The sequence below is a fragment of the Pseudomonas sp. E315 genome (assembly GCF_055406205.1).
In genome coordinates this window covers 386,446-410,629 of sequence record NZ_JBUZPJ010000001.1, presented here as the reverse complement: position 1 = coordinate 410,629, position 24,184 = coordinate 386,446, and the positions used below count along the sequence as shown (strand labels likewise).

Genomic DNA, 24,184 nt, shown 5'->3' with positions numbered 1-24,184 from the left:
TACTTTGCACTCGCGCCGCTGAGTCATTGACGCCCGCGCGATCTTAGAAAGGAGCCACCGATGCCAACTATTTCACGCAAAGAGTACGCAGGCCTGTTCGGCCCAACCACAGGTGACAAAATCCGTCTGGGCGACACCAACCTGTTTGTCGAAATTGAGAAGGACTTGCGCGGTTACGGCGACGAATCTGTGTATGGCGGCGGCAAGTCACTGCGCGACGGCATGGGGGCCGATAACACCCTGACCCGAGACAACGGCGTACTGGATCTGGTGATCACAAACGTCACCATCATCGACCCGATTCAAGGCGTGATCAAAGCCGACGTCGGTATCCGAGACGGCAAAATTGCCGGTATTGGCAAGAGCGGTAACCCAGGCACCATGAACGGTGTGACCCAAGGCTTGGTGGTGGGGGTAAGCACCGACGCCATCTCCGGTGAGCACTTGATCCTGACCGCTGCCGGGATCGACACTCACGTTCACTTGATCTCACCGCAACAGGCTTACCACGCACTGTCCAACGGTGTGACCACCTTTTTTGGTGGGGGTATCGGCCCAACTGATGGCACTAACGGTACAACCGTAACCCCCGGGCCGTGGAACATTCGCCAGATGCTGCGCTCACTGGAAGGGTTGCCGATTAACGTCGGCATGCTCGGCAAGGGCAACTCCTTTGGCCGCGACCCGCTGGTGGAGCAGGTCATTGCGGGTGTTGCCGGCTTTAAGGTTCACGAAGACTGGGGCGCAACCTCCAACGCACTGCGCCATGCGCTGCGTACTGCCGATGAATTTGACGTTCAGGTGTCGGTACACACCGACAGCTTGAACGAATGCGGCTATGTTGAAGACACCATCGATGCCTTCGAAGGCCGCACCATTCACACCTTCCACACTGAAGGCGCCGGTGGTGGTCACGCCCCTGACATCATCAAGGTGGCAAGCCAAAACAACGTACTGCCCAGCTCGACCAACCCGACCCTGCCCTACGGCATCAACAGCCAGGCCGAGTTGTTCGACATGATCATGGTGTGTCACAACCTCAACCCGAACGTGCCAGCCGACGTCTCGTTTGCTGAAAGCCGGGTTCGCCCCGAGACCATCGCCGCCGAAAACGTGTTGCAAGACATGGGCGTGATTTCGATGTTTTCCAGCGACTCTCAGGCAATGGGCCGTGTTGGCGAAAACTGGCTACGCGTGATGCAAACAGCCCACGCGATGAAAGCCTCGCGCGGAAAACTGCCTGAAGACAGCCCCGACAATGACAACTTCCGGGTACTTCGTTACGTGGCCAAAATCACCATCAACCCCGCCCTTGCCCAAGGCATCAGCCACGTACTGGGCTCGGTCGAAGTGGGCAAGATGGCCGACCTGGTGCTGTGGGACCCACGCTTCTTCGGAGCCAAGCCCAAAATGGTGATCAAGGGCGGCATGATCAATTGGGCCGCAATGGGTGACCCCAACGCCTCGCTGCCAACCCCGCAGCCGGTGTTCTACCGCCCAATGTTTGGAGCCTTCGGTAAAACCCTGCAAGACACCTGCGTGACCTTTGTGTCCCAAGCGGCCTTTGACGACGGGGTGAAAGAAAAAGCCGGGCTGGAACGTCAGGTCATGGCTGTTCGGGGCTGTCGCACCGTTTCCAAAAAGAACTTGGTGCGCAACGACCAAACACCGCACATCGAAGTCGATCCTGAGACGTTCGCCGTGAAAGTCGATGGCGTGCATGCCACCTGCAAACCCATTGATACCGCCGCCATGAACCAGCGCTATTTCTTTGGCTAAAGTCTGAACGGGCGCCTGCCGGGCAAGCATCTGCCTGAGCAGGCAGCCTTGGCAAATGAATCAAGGAAGGAGTTTGCGACGTGATTTTGATTGAACACATTCTGGGCAACGCCAAGAAAGACCCGGCATGGAAGCAAAAACTGGAAGGTGCAGCCATTGACCTGTTGATTCTGGATCAGCGTGAAGCGCAAAAAAGCCGCTGCCGCCGCACCAGTGTCGGCGGCCTTGACCTGGGGATTTCACTGGACCGCAACGTGGTGCTGGCAGACGGCGACGTGTTGTTGTGGGATGAAAAAAATCACAGTGCGGTGGTTGTGCAACTGAACCTGCGCGACGTGATGGTGATTGACCTCAAAGAGCTTAAAAAACAGCCCTTGGACGTGCTGATCAAAACCAGCTTTGAGTTGGGCCATGCCTTGGGCAACCAACACTGGAAGGCCGTGACAAAAAACAACGAGGTGTACATCCCGTTGACCGTCGAAACCAAAATGATGGACTCGGTAATGCGCACCCACGGCTTTCAGCACCTGCCGTATGCCTTTATTGGCGGCGCGCAAATCTTGCCTAACCTCACCAGTTCAGAAGCCCGATTGCTGTTTGGCGGCGCCGAAGAAACCGACACTCACGTTCATGTGGCCAGCCCCCAAGACAAACTCGATGCAGCCGCCTTGAAGATTCACGGCGTACACAGTCATGGAGACGGTATCAGCCATAGCCACAGTCATGACCACGGGCACACCCACCATGATCACGACCACAAGCATTAACCCGAGCTAGAAGGCGCAGTGATGAACGCATCAGATCTAATTCGCATCATGCAGTTTGGTGACTCGGTATTGCCGGTGGGTGCCTTCACGTTCTCCAACGGTGTGGAGTCGGCCGTTCACACCGGCATTGTTCATGATGTGGCGTCACTAAAGGGCTTTGTTCTGACTGCACTCAAACAGGCGGCCAGCTGCGACGGCATGGGCGTGGTCGCTGCCCATCGTGCGGCGATGGCCGACGACCGCGAAGGTATTCTGCGTGCTGACTGGGCGGTTCATAACCGCAAACTCAACGAAGAAAGCCGATTGATGGCTACCCGCATGGGCAAAAAGCTCGCTGAAATGTCGATTCATGTGGTTGAAACGCCACTGGTTCGCTGGTGGCTGGAGCAAATCAAATCTGGCAACGCTGCAGGCACCTACCCGGTCACACAAGCCGTAGTGATGGCCACCCAAGGCATTGGCGCGCGTGAAGTGGTGGTGATGCACCAATATGGTGTGGCGATGACCATTCTCAGTGCTGCCATGCGCCTGATGCGGGTCACTCACTTGGACACCCAACACATTCTGTTTGAGCTAAACCACGACATTGAAGCCTTTTGCGATATTGCTGAAATCGGTGACATCAACCAAATGTCTTCCTATGTCCCGATTGTCGATGTGCTCGCAGCAGTGCACGTAAAGGCGCACGTACGCTTGTTTATGAACTGATCACGATTTGCCGCATTGACCACTCTGCATGCTCAATTTGCTGCATGTTTGTTACGCACTTTTTAAGGAAGATCACGTGAAGAAAATTACCCGTATTGGCATTGGCGGCCCGGTCGGCTCAGGCAAAACGGCCATCATTGAAGTGATCACACCCATCCTGATCAATCGTGGTTACAAGCCGTTAATCATCACCAACGACATCGTGACTACCGAAGACGCCAAGCAGGTGAAACGGACGCTCAAGGGGATTTTGGACGAAGACAAGATCCTTGGCGTTGAGACCGGCGCTTGCCCGCACACCGCCGTGCGCGAAGACCCGAGCATGAATATTGCAGCCGTCGAGGAAATGGAAGAAAAATTCCCGGACAGCGACCTGATCATGATCGAAAGCGGCGGCGACAACTTGACCCTGACCTTCAGCCCGGCGCTGGCCGATTTTTACATCTATGTGATCGACGTGGCCGAAGGCGAGAAAATCCCGCGCAAAAATGGCCCGGGATTAGTGCAGGCAGACATTCTGGTGATCAACAAAATCGACTTGGCCCCTTACGTGGGCGCCAGCCTCGATGTGATGGAAAGCGACACCAAAGTGGTACGCGGCACTCGCCCTTATATCCTCACCAACTGCAAGACGGGTCAGGGTATTGAAGAGTTGGTGGACATGATTGAGCACATGTTCCTGTTCGCCCACAAAAAAACTGACGCTGAGGTTACTGCATGACCTCACAGAGCCTGAACATCGTGAACACCCCTTCACGGCTTCGCGCTCACGCATTAGGCAGTGATGCGCCGGAGCTGCTGGACTATCAGGATGAACCGCCGCAAATGCACAGCGGCGCCGTTGGCAAAAGTGGCTACCTCAGGCTTGGCTTTGAAAAGCGCGGCGATAAAAGTGTACTGGCCGACATGGAGCGGCGCGTGCCTTCGCTGGTGCAGCGGGCGTTGTATTGGGACGAAGAAATGCCCCAATTGCCTTGCGTCACCATGATCTCGACATCGGGGTGCGTGTTGCAGGGTGACCGACTGGCCACCGATGTGAGCGTTGGCGCGGGCGCATGCGGGCATGTCACGACTCAGTCAGCCACCAAAGTGCATTCGATGAATGCCAACTACGCCTCGCAGATTCAGACCTTGCGCATCGAAGAAGGTGGCTATCTGGAGTTTATGCCCGACCCGCTGATCCCTCATCGCAATGCGCGCTTTATCACTGAAACCAACATCAGCATCCACCCCACCGCCACGGCCATCTACTGCGAAATACTGATGTCGGGGCGCAAATACCATCACGCGGATGAGCGGTTTGGCTTTGACGTTTACTCATCAAAAGTCACCGCTCACAACCTTGAAGGGCGCGAGTTGTTTGTCGAGAAGTACATTCTGGAGCCGAAAAAGGAGAGCCTTGACGCCATTGGTGTCATGCAAACCTTCGACATCTTCGGCAACGTCGTGCTGCTCACGCCCAAAGCGCATCACGACCAGATTGTCGAACGCGTGCCTGCGCTGTTCGACATGAAGGCAGGACTGGCCAGTGGTGTGACTCGATTACCGAACAACTGTGGGCTGATTTTCAAAGTGCTGGGCAACGACAGTGGCGCAGTCAAAGCGCAAATCCGAGAGTTCTGGAAAGTCGCCCGAGAAGAAATTCTGGGCGTGACACTGCAACCGCAGTTTTTGTGGCGCTAAATCAATCCACCTCACCCATAGGCGCTGCCCAAGGCTGCGATCTTCTGATCCGTAAACGATCGCAGCCTTGGGTAACGCCTACGGGATTAAGGCTAGCGTTGGGGGAGTCAATATGGGTGCTGCATCCAAGTGGTCACAACTGACTGATGGCAACGTCTTCCTTGAGTTTATCGACGTCACCTTGCGCGGCTGCGCGCAGGTCATGTTTCAAAACAACCCGCTCACCGGCCTGCTATTTTTTGCCGCGATTTTTGTCGGCGCCTATGGCGAAGGCAACCCGGCTGTCGCCTATGGCGCGGTATTGGGCACTGGCGTAGCGACCTTTACCGGCTCGCACCTTAAAGACCGTACATCTTGGAAAGCCGGGTTATACGGCTATAACGGTTGCCTGGTCGGTGCTGCCCTGCCGACCTTTTTGGATGTCACGCCCATTGTGTGGCTGTGCATCATCCTGGGCAGCGTGGTTTCTGTGATCGTCATGATTTGCATCGCCGACATCCTTAAAACCTGGAAGGTAGCGGCCCTCACCGCGCCCTTCGTACTGGTGACCTGGACGATGCTTCTGGCCAGCTATGCCTTTGGCGGCCTGAGTACCAGCGCCCTGCCCGTGCCAAACCTGCCCCATGATCTGGTCGCGCTGAACAGTAATGTGTTCGACGGCATTGATTTTTTCAAAGGCACCTTTTACGGCATTTCTGAAGTGTTCCTGCTCAGCACAGTGATCGGTAGCGTGTTGCTGCTGGCGGGGCTGGCCGTGTCGTCGTTATGGGCGGCAGCCTTTGGTTTTTTGGGTTCTGTACTGGCGGTTCTAACCGCCACGGTGTTGCAAGCCGAGCACGCCAACATCAACAACGGGCTCTACGCGTTTAGCGCCGTATTGACGGCAATCGCCTTGGGTTCAACCTTCAACAAACCCAGTTGGCGTGTGCTGACCTATACCCTGATCGGCGTGGTCTTCACTGTATTTGTACAGGGCGCTTTAAATACGGTATTGGCGCCTGCGGGCATCCCGACCCTGACCATGCCTTTTGTGTTGGCTTCATGGCTATTTTTGGTACCCAACAAAGACGTGATGCCTGCTCATCGCCAATAGCCACTCAATACGTTTGCCGGAGCCTTAAATGACAGCAATTGCCCAACCCTTGGCAAAAGCCGAGCCGTCGAATACTGCACGTCGTGCTATCTACCTGTTGGCCGGGCTGATCGTGGCTAACCTGCTCGCTTGGGCATGGGCTTTTGCGGAATTTGGCAATAACCCGGTGTTAATGGGCACCGCCCTGCTGGCCTACAGTTTCGGCCTGCGGCACGCGGTAGATGCCGACCACATCGCGGCCATCGACAACGTGACCCGCAAGCTCATGCAGCAAGGCAAAAGGCCCATCGCGGTAGGCACCTACTTCTCACTGGGGCACTCCACCATTGTGGTGTTGGCATCGTTGGCAATTGCTGCCACAGCCATGGCGTTCAAAGACGATATGGAGTGGTTTCACGAAACCGGTGGCTTGATAGGGACCTTGGTCTCGTCCGTTTTTTTGCTGCTGTTCGGCTTGCTCAATCTGGCGATCCTGATCTCGGTGTACAAAAAATTCAAACAGGTCAAAGCAGGTAAAACCCTGCCCCCTGAAGAACTCGACCTGCTGGTCGCCAACAAGGGCGGTTTAATGGCCCGTCTGTTCGGCAGAATGTTCAACCTGGTCAACAAGAGCTGGCACATGTACCCGGTGGGTTTTCTGTTCGGGCTGGGCTTTGACACTGCGACCGAAATTGGCCTGTTGGGCATTAGCGCCAGCAGCGCCTCACATGGCATCAGCCTGTGGTCAATCATGGTGTTCCCAGTGCTGTTTGCGGTGGGCATGGCACTGATCGACTCTCTGGACAACTTTGTGATGATTGGCGCCTATGGCTGGGCCTTCTCAAAACCCATTCGCAAGCTGTACTACAACATCACTATCACTGCTGCCTCGGTGGTGGTTGCGCTGTTTATTGGCGGGATTGAAGCGCTCGGACTTATTGCCGATAAATTGCAACTAACCGGCGGCATTTGGACCCCCATCAATGCCATCAGCGAAAACTTCGGCGAAATTGGTTACTGGATCATCGGCATGTTTGTACTGTGCTGGCTGATCTCGGCGCTCAACTACTACCTTCGCGGTTACGACCAACTGGGAGCCAATGCGGCATGAAAAATGTTCTCACTTGCAGCCTGTTCAAGCAGCCTGAAAAACCCGACCTACACTCACTCAACCGCTCATCAGACATGTTGTGGGGACTATGAATCTATTACAGGACGTAAAAGCTCGATTATCGTTTGCCTATGGGGTCGCCTTCTTAGTGGCAGTCAATGGGTTCCTATTATCTATGCCGGTGCTGCAACGCGCAGTTGCACACGCCGATGCTGCTTCAGGCAGTTTTGACACTTGGAAAGAAGCCTTAAGCTTTTTAGCCTTGCTGGAAATTCCGGGCTTCGTGGTAGGCCTGGTGCTGGTGCTGATGTCGCTGGGGCTTTTAATAAAATCGCGCATCAGCTGGTTCTTCGCGCTGCTGCTACTGGTGGCGACAGTTTGCGTTGATTTCTTCATCCTGAAAAAAACCGGTTTCAGCACTTTTTTCTCACTCTTCACCGCGGCCGTGTTGGTGTTCTATTGGCGCCGGTTTGATCACTACAGCTTGGCCACTGGCAGTTTCTTTGCCGTGGTCAGCATCGCCTCGCTGATTGTTTACAGCATGTTGGGCACGCTCTACATGGGTGACCAGTTCGCGCCTGAGGTCACCGACCTGCCCACCGCGTTCTATTTCGCCATTGTGGTCATGTCCACTGTCGGCTTTGGCGACATTGTTCCGCACACCACCGACGCCCGGTTTTTTACCCTGACCGTCATCGTGCTGGGCATCACCATCTTCGCGATCTCGGTAGCCTCTATCGCTGGCCCGCTGATCAGCAACAACATCCAACGAATCGTTAAAGGCAGGATTACCCACATGTCCCGTAGAAATCATTACATCATTGTTGGCGTTGGCTCCTTGGCACAGAACGTCTACAAAGGCCTGAGCGAGCGCGGTGAGCATGTCACTGTGGTGTGCGCGCCCGGCAGCCAGCATGACCTGCCAGAAAAAGCCGACATCATCGAAGGCGACCCTTCCTCAGTTTCGACCCTTAAACTGGCGGGTGCCGAGTACGCCAGCAACATCGTGACACTGTGTGACAGCGATGCTGAAAACGTATTCACGATCCTGGCAGCCAAGGAAGTCGCTGGCGCTGAAACCAACATCATCGCGCTGGTCAACGAAACCCAGAACATGCCCAAGGTCAAACGCGTCAACCCGACCATGGTGCTGTCACTGCCATTGCTGGGCAGCGAACTGCTGGTACGCACGCTCAAGGGCGACCCGATCAACAACGACCTGATCACCGAGATGTTCTTCGGCAAACGGACATCGCTGGGCTAAGCGTCGTTGCTCACCAAAGCACAACTGTAGAAGCTGGCTTGCTCGTCCATCACTCTTCACGAGCAAGCCCGCTACAGTGGGTTGAGCGCAATCGGGTTTAATGGCTTGTGTTGGTAGACGGTTGCGCAGGCACTTTCGACCCGGCAAACAAGCCTAACTCCACGGCAGCAAACCCAACCACCAGGCTGGCAACCAGATAGCAGATCGAAACCAGTACACCCGATGGGTCCTTCATCATTTCAACCGCGCCAAAGACGAAACTGGAAAAGGTAGAAAGCCCCCCCATGATCCCGGTGCCGACCATGACATGAACGTATTGGTTGATTCGGTTGCTCTTAAACAACGATGTGGCCAGCCCTAACAAAAACGCGGCCACGATATTGGCGACAAAAATATCCATCGGAAAACCATCTGCCAGACGCGGCACTGACAGCATGACAAACTCTCGGCACATGGCGCCAAATGCACCACCGACAAACACCAGAACAATCAAATTCAGCATGGGTCTTGCTCCCTGTCAGCGCGCCAGCCAGGCGCCTAGTGCGGCGGCGGCCAAACCGATCAGCACCGAAATAATCAAATAACCGATGGCCAATGCTCGGTCCTTGGCGTTAGCCAACTTGGCCGCGTCAAGTTGCATGCTGCTAAACGTGGTGTAGCCGCCGAGAATACCGGTCAACACGGCGGCATTCATGACATCGCCATACCGATCGCGCCAGTCCACGCTAAACAAAATGCTCAGATAGCCGATGACAAAGGCCCCGCTGACGTTGATCAGAAATGTGCCTAGCGGGAACTTGCCTTTGTACCACTGCCCCACGCGAAGCCCGACCCACCAGCGCAGTAACGAACCTAGCCCGCCTCCTAGCCCTACCCAAAAAACATCCAGTGCAGTCATGAAAATCCCTCTCGTGTCTGTTGGTGAGTGGCGTGAACTTTAGTTCATAAAACAGAGAGGCACTGAGATGAGGAACGTGCTGGCAAATACACGGAATTTTGCTTTTGATCTACAGACCCTTGGCAAGGCCATGACCAATGGATATCTAAAGATCGCAGCCAGCGGCAGCTCCAACGCGGTTTAAATACGTCAAAGCTGCGGGCTGCGGTCTTCTGATCGGGTTTAAGCCTTACACCAACCGCTGGATCTGCTTGTGTCGCCACACCAGTCGGTAATACGCCGTTTGCAAGACGAGCATCGTCAGGTACGTCACCGGAAACGCCATCCAGACACCTTCCAAACCAAAGTGCGCATCCAGCGCATACGCCACTGGCAATTCAATACACAGCACACAAAAAACCGTAATTGCCATTGGCATCAGTACCACACCACTGGCGCGCATGATCCCGCCGACTACCGCCTGAAAACCAAACACCAAAATGCTCCACAACATGATGTGCAGCAGGTGCTCGGCCCTGACTCGCGCGTCTACGTCGGTAATAAACAACCCCAACAACCAATGCGACATGGCATAACCCAGCACAATCAAGGCCCCGGTCAAACACAGGTTAATCAGCAGCCCTGTGCGCAGGATCGGGCCAATGCGTTCGTTATGCCCGGCACCAATGGCTTGGGCGCCCAAGATTGAGGCCGTAATCGCAATCGACAACGCCGGGAACTGGACATAATTGACGATTTGCGTAACCGCGCCGTACGCCGCCGTGGCTTGCGAGCCGTGGCTGTTGACCAGCGCCAGAATCACCAGTTCCGATAAGGACAGCACCACCATCTGCAAACCAGTCGGTAAACCAATGCGCAGCACTTTGCCGAGGATCACCCGGTTCAGGCGCAACGCAGCCCACAGCTCTCGATCAGGTGCCATCACATGCTGTCGGTGGCGCAGGCGCAGCACTAAAAACAGCATCGCCAATGCGTTGCCCACAAGCCCCGCCAACGCAGCGCTTTGGATACCCATAGTTGGCAATCCAAACCAACCGAGAATCAGCGCTGGGGTTAGCAGCAGGCCCACTGCGGTCGATACCATCAGCGCCAGCAAAGGCGACACGGTATCGCTCACCCCGCGCAACAGCTGGGTAAACAAGATAAACACCAGCAACAACGGCATGATCAGCATCATGACTTGGGCATACGCGACCGCTTCCTCCAGCACATCAAGCGGCGTGCCTAACGCCAACATGGCGGGCCGGGCGAATACACTGCCGAGCACGGCCGCGATCAGGCCGATCACAGCACCCAAGGTCAGGGTTGAACCGGTAATGACCTTGACCAGCGCTGTTTCACCGGCCCCCCAGGCTTGGCCAATCAACACCGACGCCCCCGCCCCCAGCCCGATGACCAGTGCAATAAAAAAGAACACGATGGGAAACATCCCCGATACCGCTGCCAGTGCTTGGGTGCCCAATAACTGGCCAACATAAATACCGTTGAGGGTGCCGGAAAAGCTCTGAAGGAAGTTGGAAAGCACCATCGGCGCCAGAAAGATCAAGTAGATCTGCCACAGCGGCCGTTGTGAAGGGTTTGGCATTACGGGGTGTCCTCAAATCAAAACCGTGAGGCGTTATACCCCAAGTCTCGGTCACGAACACTCTGTAGGCACGAGCTTGCTCGCAATGGCTTCAGCTGAGTTCTTCAGAAAAAACCCAGTGCTACCTTCGCGAGCAAGCTCGGCCCAGCACAGATTGTTATGCCAGTTCGAACAACCCTGCGGCTCCCATGCCGCCGCCAATACACATGGCGACCACCACAAAACGTGCGCCGCGGCGGCGGCCTTCAAGCAAGCTGTGGCCCACCATTCGCGCACCCGACATACCGAACGGATGACCAATAGAAATAGCCCCGCCGTTAACGTTCAGCCGGTCGTTGGGGATCTCCAAAAAGTCACGGCAGTAGACCACTTGGCAGGCAAAGGCTTCGTTGATCTCCCACAGATCAATGTCTGACACCGTTAAACCAAAACGCTTGAGCAATTTTGGAATGGCAAACACCGGGCCAATGCCCATTTCTTCAGGCGCACAGCCGCTGACAGCGATGCCGCGATACACACCCAGCGCTTCAATGCCGCGTTGCTTGGCTTCGGCGCGACTCATCAACAACACCGCAGCGGCACCGTCGGAGAACTGCGAAGCGTTGCCCGCCGTAATGAACTCGCCTTGCTCCACCCATTTGCCGTCTTTCCACACCGGTTTAAGTGCTGCCAGGTCTTCGAGGGTGGTTGAAGGGCGATTGCACTCGTCGCGGTCAGCAATCACGTCTTGATGGCCGCTAGGTTTGCCTTCTTTGTCAAAGCACAACTTGCGTGCCGCCAATGGCACGATTTCATCGGCAAATAACCCGCTAGCCTGTGCCACTGCTGTACGTTGCTGGCTTTGCAGCGAATATTGATCCTGCACTTCACGGCTGATGCCGTAGCGACGCGAGACAATTTCTGCGGTTTCGAGCATTGGAATGTAGGCCGTCGGCATGCACGCCAACACAGCCTCGGACTGGGCGCGGTAGGTGTTTTTGTATTTGTTCTGGGTCAACGACAGCGACTCGACGCCACCCGCCACAGCAATCGACATTTCGCCAGTCATGATGCCCTTGGCTGCCACACCAATGCTCATCAAGCCCGAGGCGCACATGCGATCAATCGCCATGCCCGGCACGGTGTTGGGCAGTCCAGCGGTGTTGGCGCACAGGCGCCCAATGTTGTAGCCCTGCGTGCCCTGCTGCGCAGCGGCGCCCATGATCACGTCTTCCACCGAACCCGGTTCGATACCCGCACGTTCAACCACAGCGCGCACTACATGACCGCCAAGCACTGGGGCTTCGGTGTCGTTGAAGGAGCCACGAAAGGACTTGGTCAGCGCCGTTCGGGCGGTAGAGACAATCACAACGTCATTCAAATTCATGTTCAGGCTCACTCCGTCAGTGGGTTGAAGGTGTAACGGCTGATGGTGTCCACCACGCAACCCGGGCGTTCACTGCCCTCGATCTCGACACTTATTCGCACCACGGCCTCCACGGCCTGGCCCAATACCTGAACCCGTAAAATCTGGCCATGCCCACGCACCTTCGATCCGACTTTGACCGGCGCCGGGAAACGCAGGCGGTCGCTGCCGTAATTGACGCCCATGGCCAAATTGTCGAACTGCATCAACTGCGGCATGAATAAATTGGCCAGCGCCAGCGTCAGGTAGCCGTGGGCAATGCAGGCACCAAACGGGCCGTTTGCTGCCCGCTCAGGGTCAACATGAATCCACTGATGATCGCCCGTGGCTTCAGCAAACAGATTGATTCGCTCTTGGGTGAGAGGCAGCCAATCGGTGCGACCCAAGTCCATGTCTTGGGCTGCCAGCAACTGCTGGGCGCTGCTAAATAAGGTAGTCATGAGCTGTCCTCAGGCCTGCTGCGAGCTGACGGGCAGCACTTCGCCAACCATGTACGAGGCGTAATCGCTGGCCAAAAACACCATCACGTTGGCCACTTCCCACACTTCAGCGGCGCGGCCAAAGGCTTCACGGCTGGTCAACTGTTCCAGCAGTTCGCTGCTGGAGGCCTTTTTCAGAAAGTCGTGCAGGGCAATCGACGGCGCCACGGCATTGATCCGCACGCCGCTTTCGGCAGCCTCCAATGCACTGCATCGGGTCAGCGCCATCACACCCGCCTTGGCGGCGGCGTAGTGGGCTTGCTCTTTTTGCGCACGCCAGCCCAACACTGAGGCGTTGTTGACAATAGCCCCGGCACCGCGCCGTTCCATGTGCGGCAGCATGGCGCGGGTCATGCGCATGGTGCCGGTCAAGGTAATGTCGAGCACCGACGACCATTGCTGATCGGTCATGTCGGTGAGCCGTACTTGACCGCCCAAGCCTGCGTTGTTGATCAACACGTCCACACCGCCCAGTGCATCCTCGGCAGCCGCAACCAACGCCTGCACATCCGCTTCAACCGTGACGTTGCACAGCTGACCGTAGACCGCCTGCAACCCGGTTTCGGCCTTTAGCCGCTCCACGGCTTCTTCAAGGCGACGCGGGTGGATATCGGAAATCATCAGGGCACGGCAGCCCTCTTCAGCGCAGCGTTTAGCCGCTGCGTAACCGATACCGGCCCCGGCGGCAGCAGTGATCAAAATCGATTTACCCGCCAACAATTGGTGGCCCGGCACGTAAGGAGGAGCTTGTCTCATGATCGAATTCTCTATTCAAAACCAAACGCATGTCGGTAGCAGCTGACGCAGGCTGCGCCAGTTCCTACAGGGGTTTTATGCTGTTTTAAGTGCCCCACACCCGTTGCGGTTTCGGGGCTTCGGCGAGGATCTGGCTCATGGCGACGCCCACTTCTTCCGGCTGCCATTGCGCACCCTTGTCGCGTGTTACACCGGTACGCCAGCCATCGCCCAACGACAAGCGCCCACCTTGGCTCTCGATGATTTGCCCAGTGACATCCCGTGACAGGCTGCTGCCCAGCCATACCACCAATGGCGCAACGTTCTCCGGTGCCCATGCGTCAAAGCCACCGTCTTCAGGCTTTTTCACCACATCCGGCATTGCACTCTCGGTCATGGAGGTTCGAGCCGCCGGAGCCAAGGCGTTGACGGTCACGCCATAACGCGCAAGCTCAGCCGCTTGCACCAGCGTCAATGCGGCAATCCCGCCTTTGGCCGCGCTGTAGTTGGACTGCCCCACCGAACCCTGCAAGCCTGCGCCGGAGCTGGTGTTGATAATTCGCGCATCCACCGGCTGACCCGCTTTGGCCTGATCGCGCCAGCGCTTGCCGAGGAGGTTGGCCAAGCAAAAGTGGCCCTTGAGGTGGACTCGCATGACCGCGTCCCACTCTTCTTCGCTGAGGCTGATGAACATCCGGTCACGCAAAATGCCTGCGTTGTTGACCAGTACATGTACTTCACCAAATGCAGCCAACGCGGCATCAACAATGTGCTGCGCCGTGGCAACGGTGGTGATGTCATCGGCGTTGGCGATGGCTTGACCACCCGCCTCAAGAATTTCACCCACCACCTGTTCAGCCGCTTGGCGACGAATGTCGTTGACCACCACGTTGGCCCCTTGCTCGGCAAAGGCCAGCGCATACGCCCGGCCCAAACCGCCGCCTGCGCCGGTGATGATCACGGTGCGTCCTTCACAAATAGCCATGTGCTTGCTCCTGTTGGTTGGCGACTCAGAGGCGCTCAATAATGGTCACGTTGGCTTGCCCGCCGCCTTCGCACATGGTTTGCAAGCCATAACGGCCCCCCGTGTACTCAAGCTGATTGAGCAAGCTGGTCATCAAACGCGCGCCACTGGCACCCAGCGGGTGACCCAGTGCAATCGCACCGCCGTTGACGTTGGTTTTGGCAGGGTCGTAATCCAGCTCCTTGGCCCACGCCATGACCACCGAGGCAAAGGCTTCGTTGATCTCAACCAAATCAATGTCGTTGATCGTCATGCCGGCTTTTTTCAATGCCGCACGCGTCGCGGCAATGGGTGCCGTGAGGTGCCAGATGGGATCGTCGCCCAACACCGACAAGTGATGAATCCGCGCCCGTGGCGTGAGGCCGTAGCGTTTTAGAGCCGCCTCGGACACCACCAATAACGCAGCAGAGGCATCGCAGGTCTGGCTGGACACCGCAGCAGTGATCGAGGGGAATTCTGCCGACACTGGCTCCAACTCAGCCATTTTTGCGAGGCTGGTGTGACGCGGAGTTTCGTCGTCCCACACGCCTTCGCATGGCACGATTTCGTTTACAAAACGTCGTCCGGCAATCGCATCCAAGGCCCGGCGATGGCTTTCTAGCGCGTAGGCTTCCATCTGTTGGCGGCTGATGTGCCAATGATCGGCAATGCGCTGGGCGGCGTAGAACTGGTTGACCGGCTGATTACCAAATCGCGCTTGCCACCCTTTGCTGCCCGAAAACGGGTCACTAAAACCCAGCGGCTGCCCCGCCAGCATCGCGGATGAAATCGGGATTTGGGTCATGGTTTGCACCCCGCCCACCGCGATCACATCCTGGGTGCCACTCATCACCGCTTGTGCAGCAAAATGCAGCGCCTGCTGTGACGAACCACATTGGCGGTCAATGGTGGTGCCCGGCACGTTGAGCGGTAAACCGGCGGCCAGCCAACTGGTGCGAGCAATGTCCCCGGCTTGCGAACCAATGGTGTCCACGCAACCGAATATCACGTCGTCGTATTCATTGGCCGGGATCGGGTTGCGTTGCACCAACGCCTTGAGCACATGGGCGCCCAAATCAATGGCGTGAACATGGGCCAGCCCGCCCTTGCGCTTACCGGTCGGGCTGCGCAGTGCATCAACAATATAAGCTTGGGCCATCGATCAATCCTCGAACGTGTGGCCGGGGCCCAAGGGCACCGCGCCGCTCAATACATGTTCAGCCACACGGGTTTTGTGCAGCGCACGGTCGCCCCAAGCGTTGTCCAACGCCCAGGCGCGCTTCATAAACATTTGCAAGTCCACTTCCCAGGTGTAACCCATCGCCCCATGCACCTGAATGCCGTGCCGCGCAGCCAGCCAACTGGCGTCGCAACAGGCCAATCGCGCCTGGGACACCCACACTGAGGCATCTTTTTCGCTATGAGCCAGGGCGTAAGCGGCGCGATAGAGCACCGGTTTGGCGAACTCAAGTTGGGTGGCAACGTCTGCCAAGTGATGTTTGACGGCCTGAAAGCTGCCAATCGGCTTACCGAACTGTTTGCGCTGCGCCACGTAGTCCACGGACAAATCCAGCATGCGCTGGGCCAACCCGAGCAGTTGCCCGGCCACTGACAACGCACCACGGTTCAGCGCTTGTGCCCACAACTCGCGGCCCAACTCGCCTTCGGCCACACGAGTAGCAGCACTCGGCTGCCAACTGACGTGCCCCAGCCTGCGCGACGCATCAAGGCTGGTATGGGCTTGCACATCTACTTGAGCCCGGGGCACGGCGTGAACTTCATCGCCATGTGCCAACAGCAATAATTCGGCATGGGCGGCATCGGCCACCAGCGGGTTGGTGGGGTGCCCAATGGCCAATCGCAGGCTGCCATCGACGATGCGCGCCAACCACTCGGCGCGCTGGGCGGTGGCCGGTGGTAACCCCGTAATCAAAGCACTGGCCACATAAGCGGTGTCGGCGAGGGAGTCGGGGATGGCGTAATAACCCAGCTCTTGGGTCATCAGCGCCCACGCCACGTCATCCATGCCCAACCCGCCAAAATCCTCGGGCACTGACAGGGCCGTGAGCCCTTGTTCGGCAATTTTGTTGCGCAGGTCGGGTGAGCGGCCCACGTCGGTTTCCCAGATTTCACGGAGCATTTCCGGGGCGGCTTCGGTCATCAAAAAGCGGCTGATGGCCTCGCGGAACGTTTGCTGATCATCGCTAAAGGTAAAGTCCATACCCGCCCTCACTTCGGCAGGCCGAGCATGCGCTCGGCAATGATGTTGCGCTGAATCTCGTTGGTTCCGGCGTAGATCGGCCCCGCCTGAGCAAACAGGAAGCCTTCTAGCCAGTCGTGGCCGTCTGCGGCTGTGCCTGTCAGCTCACCACTGGCGCCGAGAATGCGCATGGCTGTGTCGTGCATGCGCAGATCCAGTTCAGACCAGATGATTTTATTGGTGCTCGACTCGGCCCCAATCTGTGCGCCCCGGCTTAAGCGGCCCACGGTGTGATAGGCAGACAAGGCATACGCTTGCGCGTCCATCCAGGCCTTGCACACGGCATCGCCCATGCTTGGGTCACGGTCTGCGCTGGCACGGTTGGCTTGGTACAACTCAACCAGCTTGCGGGCGGTGTACTGAAAGCGCGCGGGTGAGCGCAGCAGCAAACCTCGTTCAAAACCTGCGGTGGCCATCGCCACATGCCAGCCCTGCCCTTCATCGCCGATGCGGTTTTCAAGCGGGATGCGTACGTCATCAAAGAACACTTCGGCAAACGCATCCTTGCCGTTGAGCGCCTTGATCGGTCGCACAGTCACGCCCGGTGCGTTGAGCGGCACCATCACAAATGACAAACCGTGATGGCGGCTGGACGTCGGATCACTGCGGAACAAGCCAAACAACCAATCGGCATAAATTGCACGGGTCGACCAAGTCTTCTGGCCGTTGAGCACATAGCTGTCGCCATCGCGAGTGGCTTTGCTGGTGATGGCGGCCATATCAGAACCCGCATTGGGTTCAGACCAACCTTGAGCCCACATGTCAGCACTGGCGGCCATGCGCGGCAAAAAGCGTTCTTTCTGAGCTTGGGTGCCGAATTCCATCAACGTCGGCCCGAGCAACAACTGGCCATTTTGGTTGACCCGCATCGGCGCCCCAGCACCGTAATACTCTTCTTCAAAAATCAGCCACTCGATCAGGTCGCAGCCGCGCCCTCCCAGCTCGGTGGGCCACATGACCATCGACAAACGGCTTTCAAACAGCTTGGCTTCCCACTGCCGATGCTGCTCAAACCCTTCACGGGTGTCATAACTGGCCAGTGGTTTGGCCGGCAAGTTAGCCGCTAACCACTGTCGGACTTCCAAGCGAAAGGCCTTTTGTTTGGGGGAGTAAGTCAGATCCATCGTCAGCTCCTCAGAACGTAGCGTCGCGTTTTTCAACGAAGGCTCGACGGGTCTCGGCGGAGTCCGCGCTGTTGTAAGCCTGCAGCGTAAAACCCTGTTCCCAGCGGTACTTGTCTTCCAGATTGCCGTCTTCAATGCCGTTCAAGGCTTCTTTGGCGATGCGGATCATGGCCGGGCTTTTACGGGCAATTTTGTGAGCGATTTGCAGCGCGGTTTCGCGCAACTGTTCGCGCGGCACTACACGCTCGATAAAGCCGTATTGTTGGGCCTCGACAGCACCAATCTTGTCGCCGGTAAAAAATAGGTAACGCACCTTTTGCACCGGAAACAAACGCTGTAAATGCGCGCCACCCCCCATCGCGCCACGATCAACCTCAGGCAGAGCAAAAGTCGCGCAGTCGGATGCCACAACAATGTCGGCGGCCCCGGTGATGCCAATCCCGCCGCCAAGCACAAAACCATGCACAGCCACGATCACCGGCACCGGGTTGCGGTGCACCGCTTTAAAGGTGGCGTAGTTACCGGCGTTAACGGTCACGATGCGCTCGGGATGAGCGTCCAGTTCTTTGATATCTACCCCGGCACAAAAACCTCGGCCTTCGGCACGGATAACAATCACCCGCACCTCAGGGTTAAGGCCCAGCACTTCAATGGTGTGCGCCAGATCAAGCCATTCCTGACTGTCGAGGGCGTTGACGGGCGGGCGGTCGATCACCAGCTCCGCGACGCCTGCGTCGATGCTGGTGTGAAATGCGGTATGGGTTGCGCTGTTCACGTGTGCTCCTGGGTTGGCAATGGCTGGGGAGCAGTATGGGAAGCGCACGCAGGTTGATCATCGTCCGTTGAGACTAAACAAACAGCCCGCCAAGCGCCCGCATTCAGGGCTTCACGGGGTCGTGCAGCGCCCCGGCCGAGCACCCTGACGAGCACGCCCAAACGGACTAGTCCGGCTCAAGGTTTGCAGGCCGGTGACTGGATTTCATGCTCACGCCTTTATCCGTACGTTTACGACGAGGCGCTTTATGGAGCTTGCCCTGACTGAAGAGCAGCGAATGATTCAGCAGTCTGCCGAACGCTTTTTGGCGCAGACCGCCAGTTCCGGTGCCGTGCGCGCGGCGATGGCCAGTGAGCTGGGGCACAACCCCGATACGTGGGCGCGCATTGCCCGCGAACTGTATTGGCCCGCGCTGGCGATACCCGAGCAATACGGCGGGCTGGGCCTGGGCTTTGTCGAAGTGTGCTTGCTACAAGAGCAATTGGGCCGCTGCCTGCTACCTTCACCGTTCTACGCCACCTGTTGCGTCGCAACACCTGCACTGCTGCTGAGCCACAACCAAGCGCTCAAGGATCACTGGTTGCCATTGATTGCTGCGGGCGAAGTCAGCGCCAGTCTGGCCTACACCAGCGCCCAGCGCTGGGACGACAGTGGCGTTCAGGTTTACGCACAGAGCGACGCCAAGGGTTACCGGCTCAATGGTCAGTACCTGCATGTGATTGATGGTGCCGACTGCGACCTGCTGATCATCGCGGCACGCACGCCGGGCAGCGTGGGCGAAGCGGGTATTCGCTTGTTCGCCCTTCCCGCCGATACCCGCGGGGTCACGCGCCAACGCGTCCCGACACTGGACCAAACGCGACGACTGGCCACGATTGAGCTGACCAATGTTGAACTCAATGATGAGCACCTGCTCAGTGAGCCCGGTCTTGGCTGGCCAATGCTGCGTGACGTGCTCAACATCGCCTGCATTGGCCTCGCCGCCGAGCAAACCGGCGGCGCTCAACAAGCACTGGACATGACCCTTACCTACATCAGTGGTCGCGAGCAGTTTGGCCGCAGCATTGCTAGTTTTCAGGCCATCAAACACCGCTGTGCCGACCTGATGCTGGCGATCGAATGCGCCCGCTCCGCCAGTTATTACGCCGCCTGCATTGCCGATGAATGCCTGAATATCGACGGCGACCCAAGCGCTCAGCGGCAATTAATCGAGGCTGGGTCAACCGCAAAAATTCATGCCAGCGAAGGGTTCTTTCGCTGTGCAAGCGAGTCGATCCAGTTGCATGGCGGTGTCGGTTTTACGTGGGAGTACGACCCGCACCTGTATTTCAAACGGGCGCGGGCCAGCGAACAACTGCTCGGCAGCCCCACTTTTCACCGTGAGCAACTGGCTAAACAGATCTTCGGAGAGTGGTCATGAACATTGGCTTTAGCCCAGCAGATGAGCAGTTTCGCCAACACGTTGCGCAGTGGATGCAGCGCCACCTGTGCGGCGAATTCGCGGCCTTGCGTTTTCGTGGCGGCCCCGGCGATGAAGACTTTGCCCCTGCATTGCGTAAAGCGTGGGAGCAAGAGCTGGCCAAGGGCAATTGGATTGGTGCCGGTTGGGCCACTGAACATGGCGGCCGCGGGCTGAGCATCAACCAACAAGTGATTTTTTTTGAAGAGTACGCCCGCGCCGGAGGGCCGGGGCGAATGGGCCATATCGGCGAAGGTCTGGTGGGGCCCACACTGGCCGCCTTCGGTACACCGCAGCAACAGCAACGCTTCTTGCCCCCGATTTTGGCCGGACAGCATTTTTGGTGTCAGGGCTACTCCGAACCCAGCGCGGGCTCAGACCTGGCCAACATCAAAACGCGTGCACAACTGGACGCAGGCACTGGGCAATGGTTGATCAGCGGGCAAAAGATCTGGACATCCTTGGCCCACGAGTCGGACTGGTGCTTTGTACTCGCCCGCACGGAGCCAGGCAGTGTCGGTCATCGCGGCCTGTCATTTTTACTGGTGCCGATGGATCAGCCGGGTATTCGCGTGCAGCCCATTCAACAACTGACGGGCACCAGTGAATTCAACGAGGTGTTTTTCGACCAAGCACACACCTCGGCCGACAACCTGATTAGCCAACCTGGTGATGGCTGGAAGATTGCCATGGCCTTGCTGGGTTTTGAGCGTGGCGTTTCAACGCTGGGCCAGCAGATGCAGTTTCAAAACGAACTGGATGAAGTGGTGCGTATTGCCAAGGCCAATGGCGCGGCATATGACCCGCTCCTGCGCCAGCGCATTGCTCAGGCCTGGAGCGGGTTACGGGTGTTGCGCTACAACTCGTTGCGCATGTTGTCTGGTACCCAAGATGGCAGCCTGCGACCCGAGGCGACGATCTATAAGCTGGCGTGGTCGACCTGGCACCTTGAATTGGGCAAATTGGCGATGGATGTACTGGGGCCAGAGGCAGAGCTGTTGGCGGGAGCGCCCTATGAACTGACGCGCCTGCAAGCGTTGTTCTTGTTTACCCGCGCGGACACGCTTTACGGGGGGAGCAATGAGATTCAACGCAATATCATTGCCGAGCGAGCGTTGGGCATGCCGCGAGAACCTCGTTAAGTCTCTTTATGTTGTTGGATGTGCCGCCGCTCGGTCTCCACCTTTACGCCAGCCCATGTTTGATGAACGTATCGACCTGTGGGAGCTGCCGTAGGCTGCGATCTTTAGGTGGTTTTGGTTGGGTTTGGGGGCTTATCCAATGGGTGCACCACGGCGCTCTACGGGTTGCGCCCTTACGCCAGCCCATGTTTGATAAACGTATCGACCTGTGGGAGCTGCCGTAGGCTGCGATCTTTTGATGGTTTTGGTTTGGGTTTGGGTACATATCCATTGGGGGCGCCACGGCGCTCTACGGGTTGCGCCCTTACGCCAGCCCATGTTTGATAAACGTATCAACCCGTGGGAGCTGCCGTAGGCTGCGATCTTTCGATGGTTTGGGTTGGTTTGGGTGCATATCCAATCGGTGCGCCACGGCGCTCTACGGGTTGCGCCCTTACGGCGCGTCACTTTTGACAAACGCCTCAAAAGTAACCAAAAAGTCTTGCCCCTCCATTGGCCCTCGCTGCGCTCAGGTTCCCTCATTCCATCGCCGCTCCATGGGTCGCGCCGTACGGGCATCCATGCCCTATAGCGCTAACCCGGCTCCTGCCGGGTTACCCACTGCGCAACGATTCCATTCGGCCGGCTGGAAAGGGGCTTTTGAGTCGGCTGGAATATTGGGTGGCCGCAGTTAATTTTTTAAATCAAATGCACTTCTGCACTTCTGCACTTCTGCTCCTGCTTTTGCTTTTGCTTTTGCTTTTGTTTTTGATCTTCAGGCCCCTTCGGGAGGCCGAGCGTAGGTTCTGCGCAGTGGGTCTCCCGGCAGGAAGCCGGGAGAGCCGTGTTGGGCCAAGGATGGCCCGTCACGGCGTGCCCACGCAGCGGAACTGGAGCGAGGGAACCTGAGCGCAGCGAAGGCCGTACGCTGGGGCAAGGCCTTTTTGGTTCCTTTTGGGGCTGTTTGCCAAAAGGGACCCGCCGTAAGGGCGGAACCCGTAGAGCGCCGTGGCGCCCCCAATGGATATGTACCCAAACCAAAACCAAAACCATCTAAAGATCGCAGCCTACGGCAGCTCCCACGGGTTGATACGTTTATCAAACATAGGCTGCCGTGGCGCCCCTAATGGATAAGCCCCCAAACTCAACCCAAACCATCAAAAACTCGCAGCCCTCAGCAGCCCCCATGCTTTAACCGATCCCAACATCCAATCAAAACGTGTACTTGCCGTTAAACGACACATAATCGCGGTCAGCCATTGTCCGGCCCTCAGCAATGTTGGCCGAACTCAGGTAAGCAACGTAGGTAAGCCCCAACTGAAAGTTACCCAGATACTTGAAATCCCCGCCCAGCGTCAGGCGCTTCTCCGCACGGCCCAAGCCTGAATAAGCACTGCCATCGATGTTTTGTGTCCAGGTGGCTTTGGTGGTCAAGTCCCAGCCATCAAAGACGTTGGGATGGTCAAAGTAAGTGCCGATCCCCAACAGGCTAGAGCCTCGGGTCTGGCCGTCGTAGACAAATTTATTGAAGGTGCCATCCGTTCCGGCGCCCCCTCCGGTGATGGTCAGGTCATCCACCCCTTGAATCCGCTGATGAACCACTTCGGCCATCAGAGTGGTTTGTTGAGCCATGAATGTCGGCCCAATCATGTACACCGCATTCAGGTTGCCTTGCCACACTTGACCTCGGGCCGGAGCGCCATTGCTCAGGTATACGGCGGCACCATCGCGGTAGCTCAGGTCGCCAGCAAACTGCACCGAATCCCCCACTTTGGTGGTGAAACTCGCGCCCGTCAGTTTGATGTCATCGAAGTAACCCAGTTGGTAACTCGGGCCATTGCCGTGGCCGCCCACTTTGTTCAGCGAGGAGTAATGGGTTTGCCCGGTGAAGTCGAAGAACAACGCTGGCACCCGGTCGTGATAGCGATAGTGGAACAGACCAATTTCGGTGTTTTGGGTCAACCGATAACGGGTGCCAATGCCCCACTCTCCACTGTTGCCCGGCTTGACCGAACCACCATAGCCCACGGCGCGAAACTGGGGGTCGGGCAAGGTCTGGATGATGCCCGGCGCTAACCGGTAAAACTCAGCTCCGGGGCCAAAGGTGTCGCTGCCAAAGTAATCACCCACCGGGTTGAGCTGAGTTTCTTCCCATTTGTATTGGTAGAAGCCCAGTAAGGCCAAATCTTCGTTGATCGACCACGAGCCAGAAACCTGGCCCACGGGCAAGTAGGCGTCTTTGGCCTCTGTGCCGGGGACGTTGAATTTGGTCGAGTCAACCGGCGCCTGGCCTTGGCTGATGTTGGGCCAGAACAAGCTCTCGCCCCACGCCACCAAATGCCGTCCGGCTTTGAGCGACAGGTACTGGTCGTCGTTCACAGTGAAATCACCATAGACGTAGGCATCCAACAAGCGCGCCTTACTGCCGCTGAGTTTTCGCGTGTCTTGGCTGAAGTCGTTGTAACGCCCGGTTTTGTTGACGGTGTCGGGCGAGTCGTTGTCGTTGCGCTGGTGGTAGACCTCGTCGTAGAAGTGACTGCCGCGAAGGACAGCACCAAGGTTTTCGTGTTTGAGCATCAACTCGCCAAACACACTGACACGGTTATTGATCAACGCACCGCGCTTAAAGTTACGCGTGGCGTCGTCGTAGTTGATGTCATTGAGGTACTCATGGTCGGGCTTGGCCGTACGCATCGAAGCGGTGTAGTTGACCGTCAGTGATGAGTCCAGCGTGGTATTTTCACCCAGCTCAATGGTCGGCGCCGCTTGTACCCAGCCGCCACTGACACCTGCCAACAACCCGCAACCCACCACGTGCCAAGCGCCGCGCTTTACGCACCAATCGTGCTTAAACATGCCCTGCTCCTCTTGTTTTTGTTGTGCTCATGTCCAGCGTGCTTCAACCACCGCCCAGCCGACTGCGCGCAGGCAGGCCTGCGGCAGGTTCGACAGATGA

22 protein-coding genes are annotated in these 24,184 nt (G+C 57.4%); 10 read left to right on the top strand and 12 right to left on the bottom strand.

What is annotated here, in order from left to right:
• Window positions 1-60 precede the first annotated feature (60 nt).
• From ACZRJQ_RS02050 to kch, 8 genes are all read left to right on the top strand, one after another.
• On the top strand, window positions 61-1,779 hold the full coding sequence (locus ACZRJQ_RS02050) for an urease subunit alpha (protein ID WP_463976743.1): 1,719 nt from the start codon (window positions 61-63) through the stop codon (window positions 1,777-1,779).
• A gap of 80 nt (window positions 1,780-1,859) precedes the next feature.
• A complete protein-coding gene (locus ACZRJQ_RS02045; protein ID WP_463976742.1) occupies window positions 1,860-2,546 on the top strand; it encodes an urease accessory protein UreE in 687 nt (228 codons plus the stop codon).
• Between the two features lie 21 nt (window positions 2,547-2,567).
• Entirely contained in the window at window positions 2,568-3,254 is a 687-nt protein-coding gene (locus ACZRJQ_RS02040; RefSeq protein WP_463976741.1) for an urease accessory protein UreF, read from the top strand.
• 76 nt (window positions 3,255-3,330) lie between these two features.
• Complete coding sequence (gene ureG, locus ACZRJQ_RS02035; protein ID WP_463976740.1) at window positions 3,331-3,975, top strand: urease accessory protein UreG; 645 nt, start codon at window positions 3,331-3,333, stop codon at window positions 3,973-3,975.
• Window positions 3,972-4,937, top strand: coding sequence for an urease accessory protein UreD (locus ACZRJQ_RS02030; RefSeq protein ID WP_463976739.1), 966 nt, complete (start codon window positions 3,972-3,974; stop codon window positions 4,935-4,937). Before ureG ends, ACZRJQ_RS02030 begins: the two co-directional genes overlap by 4 nt.
• A 112-nt stretch (window positions 4,938-5,049) precedes the next feature.
• Window positions 5,050-6,030: an urea transporter gene (gene yut / locus ACZRJQ_RS02025; RefSeq protein WP_463976738.1), complete on the top strand. Its 981-nt coding sequence runs from the start codon at window positions 5,050-5,052 to the stop codon at window positions 6,028-6,030.
• Window positions 6,031-6,058: 28 nt separating this feature from the next.
• Window positions 6,059-7,120, top strand: coding sequence for a HoxN/HupN/NixA family nickel/cobalt transporter (locus ACZRJQ_RS02020; protein ID WP_463976737.1), 1,062 nt, complete (start codon window positions 6,059-6,061; stop codon window positions 7,118-7,120).
• An 88-nt stretch (window positions 7,121-7,208) separates the two neighbouring features.
• A complete protein-coding gene (kch, locus tag ACZRJQ_RS02015) occupies window positions 7,209-8,384 on the top strand; it encodes a voltage-gated potassium channel protein (RefSeq protein WP_463976736.1) in 1,176 nt (391 codons plus the stop codon).
• 97 nt (window positions 8,385-8,481) lie between these two features.
• Here the strand turns inward: kch and crcB (ACZRJQ_RS02010) are convergent, their stop codons facing one another.
• From crcB (ACZRJQ_RS02010) to ACZRJQ_RS01960, 11 genes are all read right to left on the bottom strand, one after another.
• Window positions 8,482-8,886 carry a fluoride efflux transporter CrcB gene (gene crcB, locus ACZRJQ_RS02010; protein WP_463976735.1) on the bottom strand — a complete coding sequence of 135 codons (405 nt, stop codon included), beginning with the start codon at window positions 8,884-8,886 and terminating at the stop codon, window positions 8,482-8,484.
• A gap of 15 nt (window positions 8,887-8,901) precedes the next feature.
• Window positions 8,902-9,282, bottom strand: a complete 381-nt coding sequence (gene crcB, locus ACZRJQ_RS02005; RefSeq protein WP_463976734.1) for a fluoride efflux transporter CrcB — start codon at window positions 9,280-9,282, stop codon at window positions 8,902-8,904.
• 229 nt (window positions 9,283-9,511) lie between these two features.
• Window positions 9,512-10,867 carry an MATE family efflux transporter gene (locus ACZRJQ_RS02000; protein ID WP_463976733.1) on the bottom strand — a complete coding sequence of 452 codons (1,356 nt, stop codon included), beginning with the start codon at window positions 10,865-10,867 and terminating at the stop codon, window positions 9,512-9,514.
• A gap of 157 nt (window positions 10,868-11,024) precedes the next feature.
• On the bottom strand, window positions 11,025-12,233 hold the full coding sequence (locus tag ACZRJQ_RS01995; protein WP_463976732.1) for an acetyl-CoA C-acyltransferase: 1,209 nt from the start codon (window positions 12,231-12,233) through the stop codon (window positions 11,025-11,027).
• 8 nt (window positions 12,234-12,241) lie between these two features.
• Window positions 12,242-12,712, bottom strand: coding sequence for a MaoC family dehydratase (locus ACZRJQ_RS01990; RefSeq protein WP_463976731.1), 471 nt, complete (start codon window positions 12,710-12,712; stop codon window positions 12,242-12,244).
• 9 nt (window positions 12,713-12,721) lie between these two features.
• Window positions 12,722-13,507 (bottom strand): SDR family oxidoreductase, encoded by a 786-nt coding sequence (locus tag ACZRJQ_RS01985; protein ID WP_463976730.1) that lies wholly within the window; start codon window positions 13,505-13,507, stop codon window positions 12,722-12,724.
• A gap of 85 nt (window positions 13,508-13,592) precedes the next feature.
• The gene (locus ACZRJQ_RS01980) at window positions 13,593-14,471 is read right to left on the bottom strand and encodes an SDR family oxidoreductase (RefSeq protein WP_463976729.1); all 879 of its coding nucleotides are present in this window, start codon (window positions 14,469-14,471) and stop codon (window positions 13,593-13,595) included.
• Between the two features lie 25 nt (window positions 14,472-14,496).
• Complete coding sequence (locus ACZRJQ_RS01975) at window positions 14,497-15,648, bottom strand: acetyl-CoA C-acetyltransferase (RefSeq protein ID WP_463976728.1); 1,152 nt, start codon at window positions 15,646-15,648, stop codon at window positions 14,497-14,499.
• A 3-nt stretch (window positions 15,649-15,651) separates the two neighbouring features.
• Window positions 15,652-16,710, bottom strand: coding sequence for an acyl-CoA dehydrogenase family protein (locus ACZRJQ_RS01970; protein ID WP_463976727.1), 1,059 nt, complete (start codon window positions 16,708-16,710; stop codon window positions 15,652-15,654).
• 8 nt (window positions 16,711-16,718) lie between these two features.
• Window positions 16,719-17,873, bottom strand: a complete 1,155-nt coding sequence (locus tag ACZRJQ_RS01965; protein WP_463976726.1) for an acyl-CoA dehydrogenase family protein — start codon at window positions 17,871-17,873, stop codon at window positions 16,719-16,721.
• 10 nt (window positions 17,874-17,883) lie between these two features.
• Window positions 17,884-18,648: an enoyl-CoA hydratase family protein gene (locus tag ACZRJQ_RS01960; protein WP_463976725.1), complete on the bottom strand. Its 765-nt coding sequence runs from the start codon at window positions 18,646-18,648 to the stop codon at window positions 17,884-17,886.
• A gap of 247 nt (window positions 18,649-18,895) precedes the next feature.
• Here ACZRJQ_RS01960 and ACZRJQ_RS01955 point away from each other — a divergent pair, with 247 nt between their 5' ends.
• Together ACZRJQ_RS01955 and ACZRJQ_RS01950 are read left to right on the top strand one after the other, a co-directional pair.
• On the top strand, window positions 18,896-20,068 hold the full coding sequence (locus tag ACZRJQ_RS01955; protein ID WP_463976724.1) for an acyl-CoA dehydrogenase family protein: 1,173 nt from the start codon (window positions 18,896-18,898) through the stop codon (window positions 20,066-20,068).
• Entirely contained in the window at window positions 20,065-21,249 is a 1,185-nt protein-coding gene (locus tag ACZRJQ_RS01950; protein WP_463976723.1) for an acyl-CoA dehydrogenase family protein, read from the top strand. Before ACZRJQ_RS01955 ends, ACZRJQ_RS01950 begins: the two co-directional genes overlap by 4 nt.
• A 1,191-nt stretch (window positions 21,250-22,440) precedes the next feature.
• Here the strand turns inward: ACZRJQ_RS01950 and ACZRJQ_RS01945 are convergent.
• The gene (locus ACZRJQ_RS01945) at window positions 22,441-24,084 is read right to left on the bottom strand and encodes a DUF1302 domain-containing protein (protein ID WP_463976722.1); all 1,644 of its coding nucleotides are present in this window, start codon (window positions 24,082-24,084) and stop codon (window positions 22,441-22,443) included.
• Between the last annotated feature and the right edge of the window lie 100 nt (window positions 24,085-24,184).

What these genes read in the sequence shown, in the direction of transcription:
- crcB (WP_463976735.1), bottom strand. Translation starts at nt 8,886, where the DNA reads ATGCTGAATTTGATTGTTCTGGTGTTTGTCGGTGGTGCATTTGGCGCC.
- yut (WP_463976738.1), top strand. Translation starts at nt 5,050, where the DNA reads ATGGGTGCTGCATCCAAGTGGTCACAACTGACTGATGGCAACGTCTTC.
- ACZRJQ_RS01985 (WP_463976730.1), bottom strand. Translation starts at nt 13,507, where the DNA reads ATGAGACAAGCTCCTCCTTACGTGCCGGGCCACCAATTGTTGGCGGGT.
- ACZRJQ_RS01980 (WP_463976729.1), bottom strand. Translation starts at nt 14,471, where the DNA reads ATGGCTATTTGTGAAGGACGCACCGTGATCATCACCGGCGCAGGCGGC.
- ACZRJQ_RS02040 (WP_463976741.1), top strand. Translation starts at nt 2,568, where the DNA reads ATGAACGCATCAGATCTAATTCGCATCATGCAGTTTGGTGACTCGGTA.
- ACZRJQ_RS01965 (WP_463976726.1), bottom strand. Translation starts at nt 17,873, where the DNA reads ATGGATCTGACTTACTCCCCCAAACAAAAGGCCTTTCGCTTGGAAGTC.
- kch (WP_463976736.1), top strand. Translation starts at nt 7,209, where the DNA reads ATGAATCTATTACAGGACGTAAAAGCTCGATTATCGTTTGCCTATGGG.
- ACZRJQ_RS01995 (WP_463976732.1), bottom strand. Translation starts at nt 12,233, where the DNA reads ATGAATTTGAATGACGTTGTGATTGTCTCTACCGCCCGAACGGCGCTG.
- ACZRJQ_RS01970 (WP_463976727.1), bottom strand. Translation starts at nt 16,710, where the DNA reads ATGGACTTTACCTTTAGCGATGATCAGCAAACGTTCCGCGAGGCCATC.
- ACZRJQ_RS02000 (WP_463976733.1), bottom strand. Translation starts at nt 10,867, where the DNA reads ATGCCAAACCCTTCACAACGGCCGCTGTGGCAGATCTACTTGATCTTT.
- ACZRJQ_RS01975 (WP_463976728.1), bottom strand. Translation starts at nt 15,648, where the DNA reads ATGGCCCAAGCTTATATTGTTGATGCACTGCGCAGCCCGACCGGTAAG.
- ACZRJQ_RS01950 (WP_463976723.1), top strand. Translation starts at nt 20,065, where the DNA reads ATGAACATTGGCTTTAGCCCAGCAGATGAGCAGTTTCGCCAACACGTT.
- ACZRJQ_RS02050 (WP_463976743.1), top strand. Translation starts at nt 61, where the DNA reads ATGCCAACTATTTCACGCAAAGAGTACGCAGGCCTGTTCGGCCCAACC.
- ACZRJQ_RS02020 (WP_463976737.1), top strand. Translation starts at nt 6,059, where the DNA reads ATGACAGCAATTGCCCAACCCTTGGCAAAAGCCGAGCCGTCGAATACT.
- crcB (WP_463976734.1), bottom strand. Translation starts at nt 9,282, where the DNA reads ATGACTGCACTGGATGTTTTTTGGGTAGGGCTAGGAGGCGGGCTAGGT.
- ACZRJQ_RS01990 (WP_463976731.1), bottom strand. Translation starts at nt 12,712, where the DNA reads ATGACTACCTTATTTAGCAGCGCCCAGCAGTTGCTGGCAGCCCAAGAC.
- ACZRJQ_RS01955 (WP_463976724.1), top strand. Translation starts at nt 18,896, where the DNA reads ATGGAGCTTGCCCTGACTGAAGAGCAGCGAATGATTCAGCAGTCTGCC.
- ACZRJQ_RS01945 (WP_463976722.1), bottom strand. Translation starts at nt 24,084, where the DNA reads ATGTTTAAGCACGATTGGTGCGTAAAGCGCGGCGCTTGGCACGTGGTG.
- ACZRJQ_RS02030 (WP_463976739.1), top strand. Translation starts at nt 3,972, where the DNA reads ATGACCTCACAGAGCCTGAACATCGTGAACACCCCTTCACGGCTTCGC.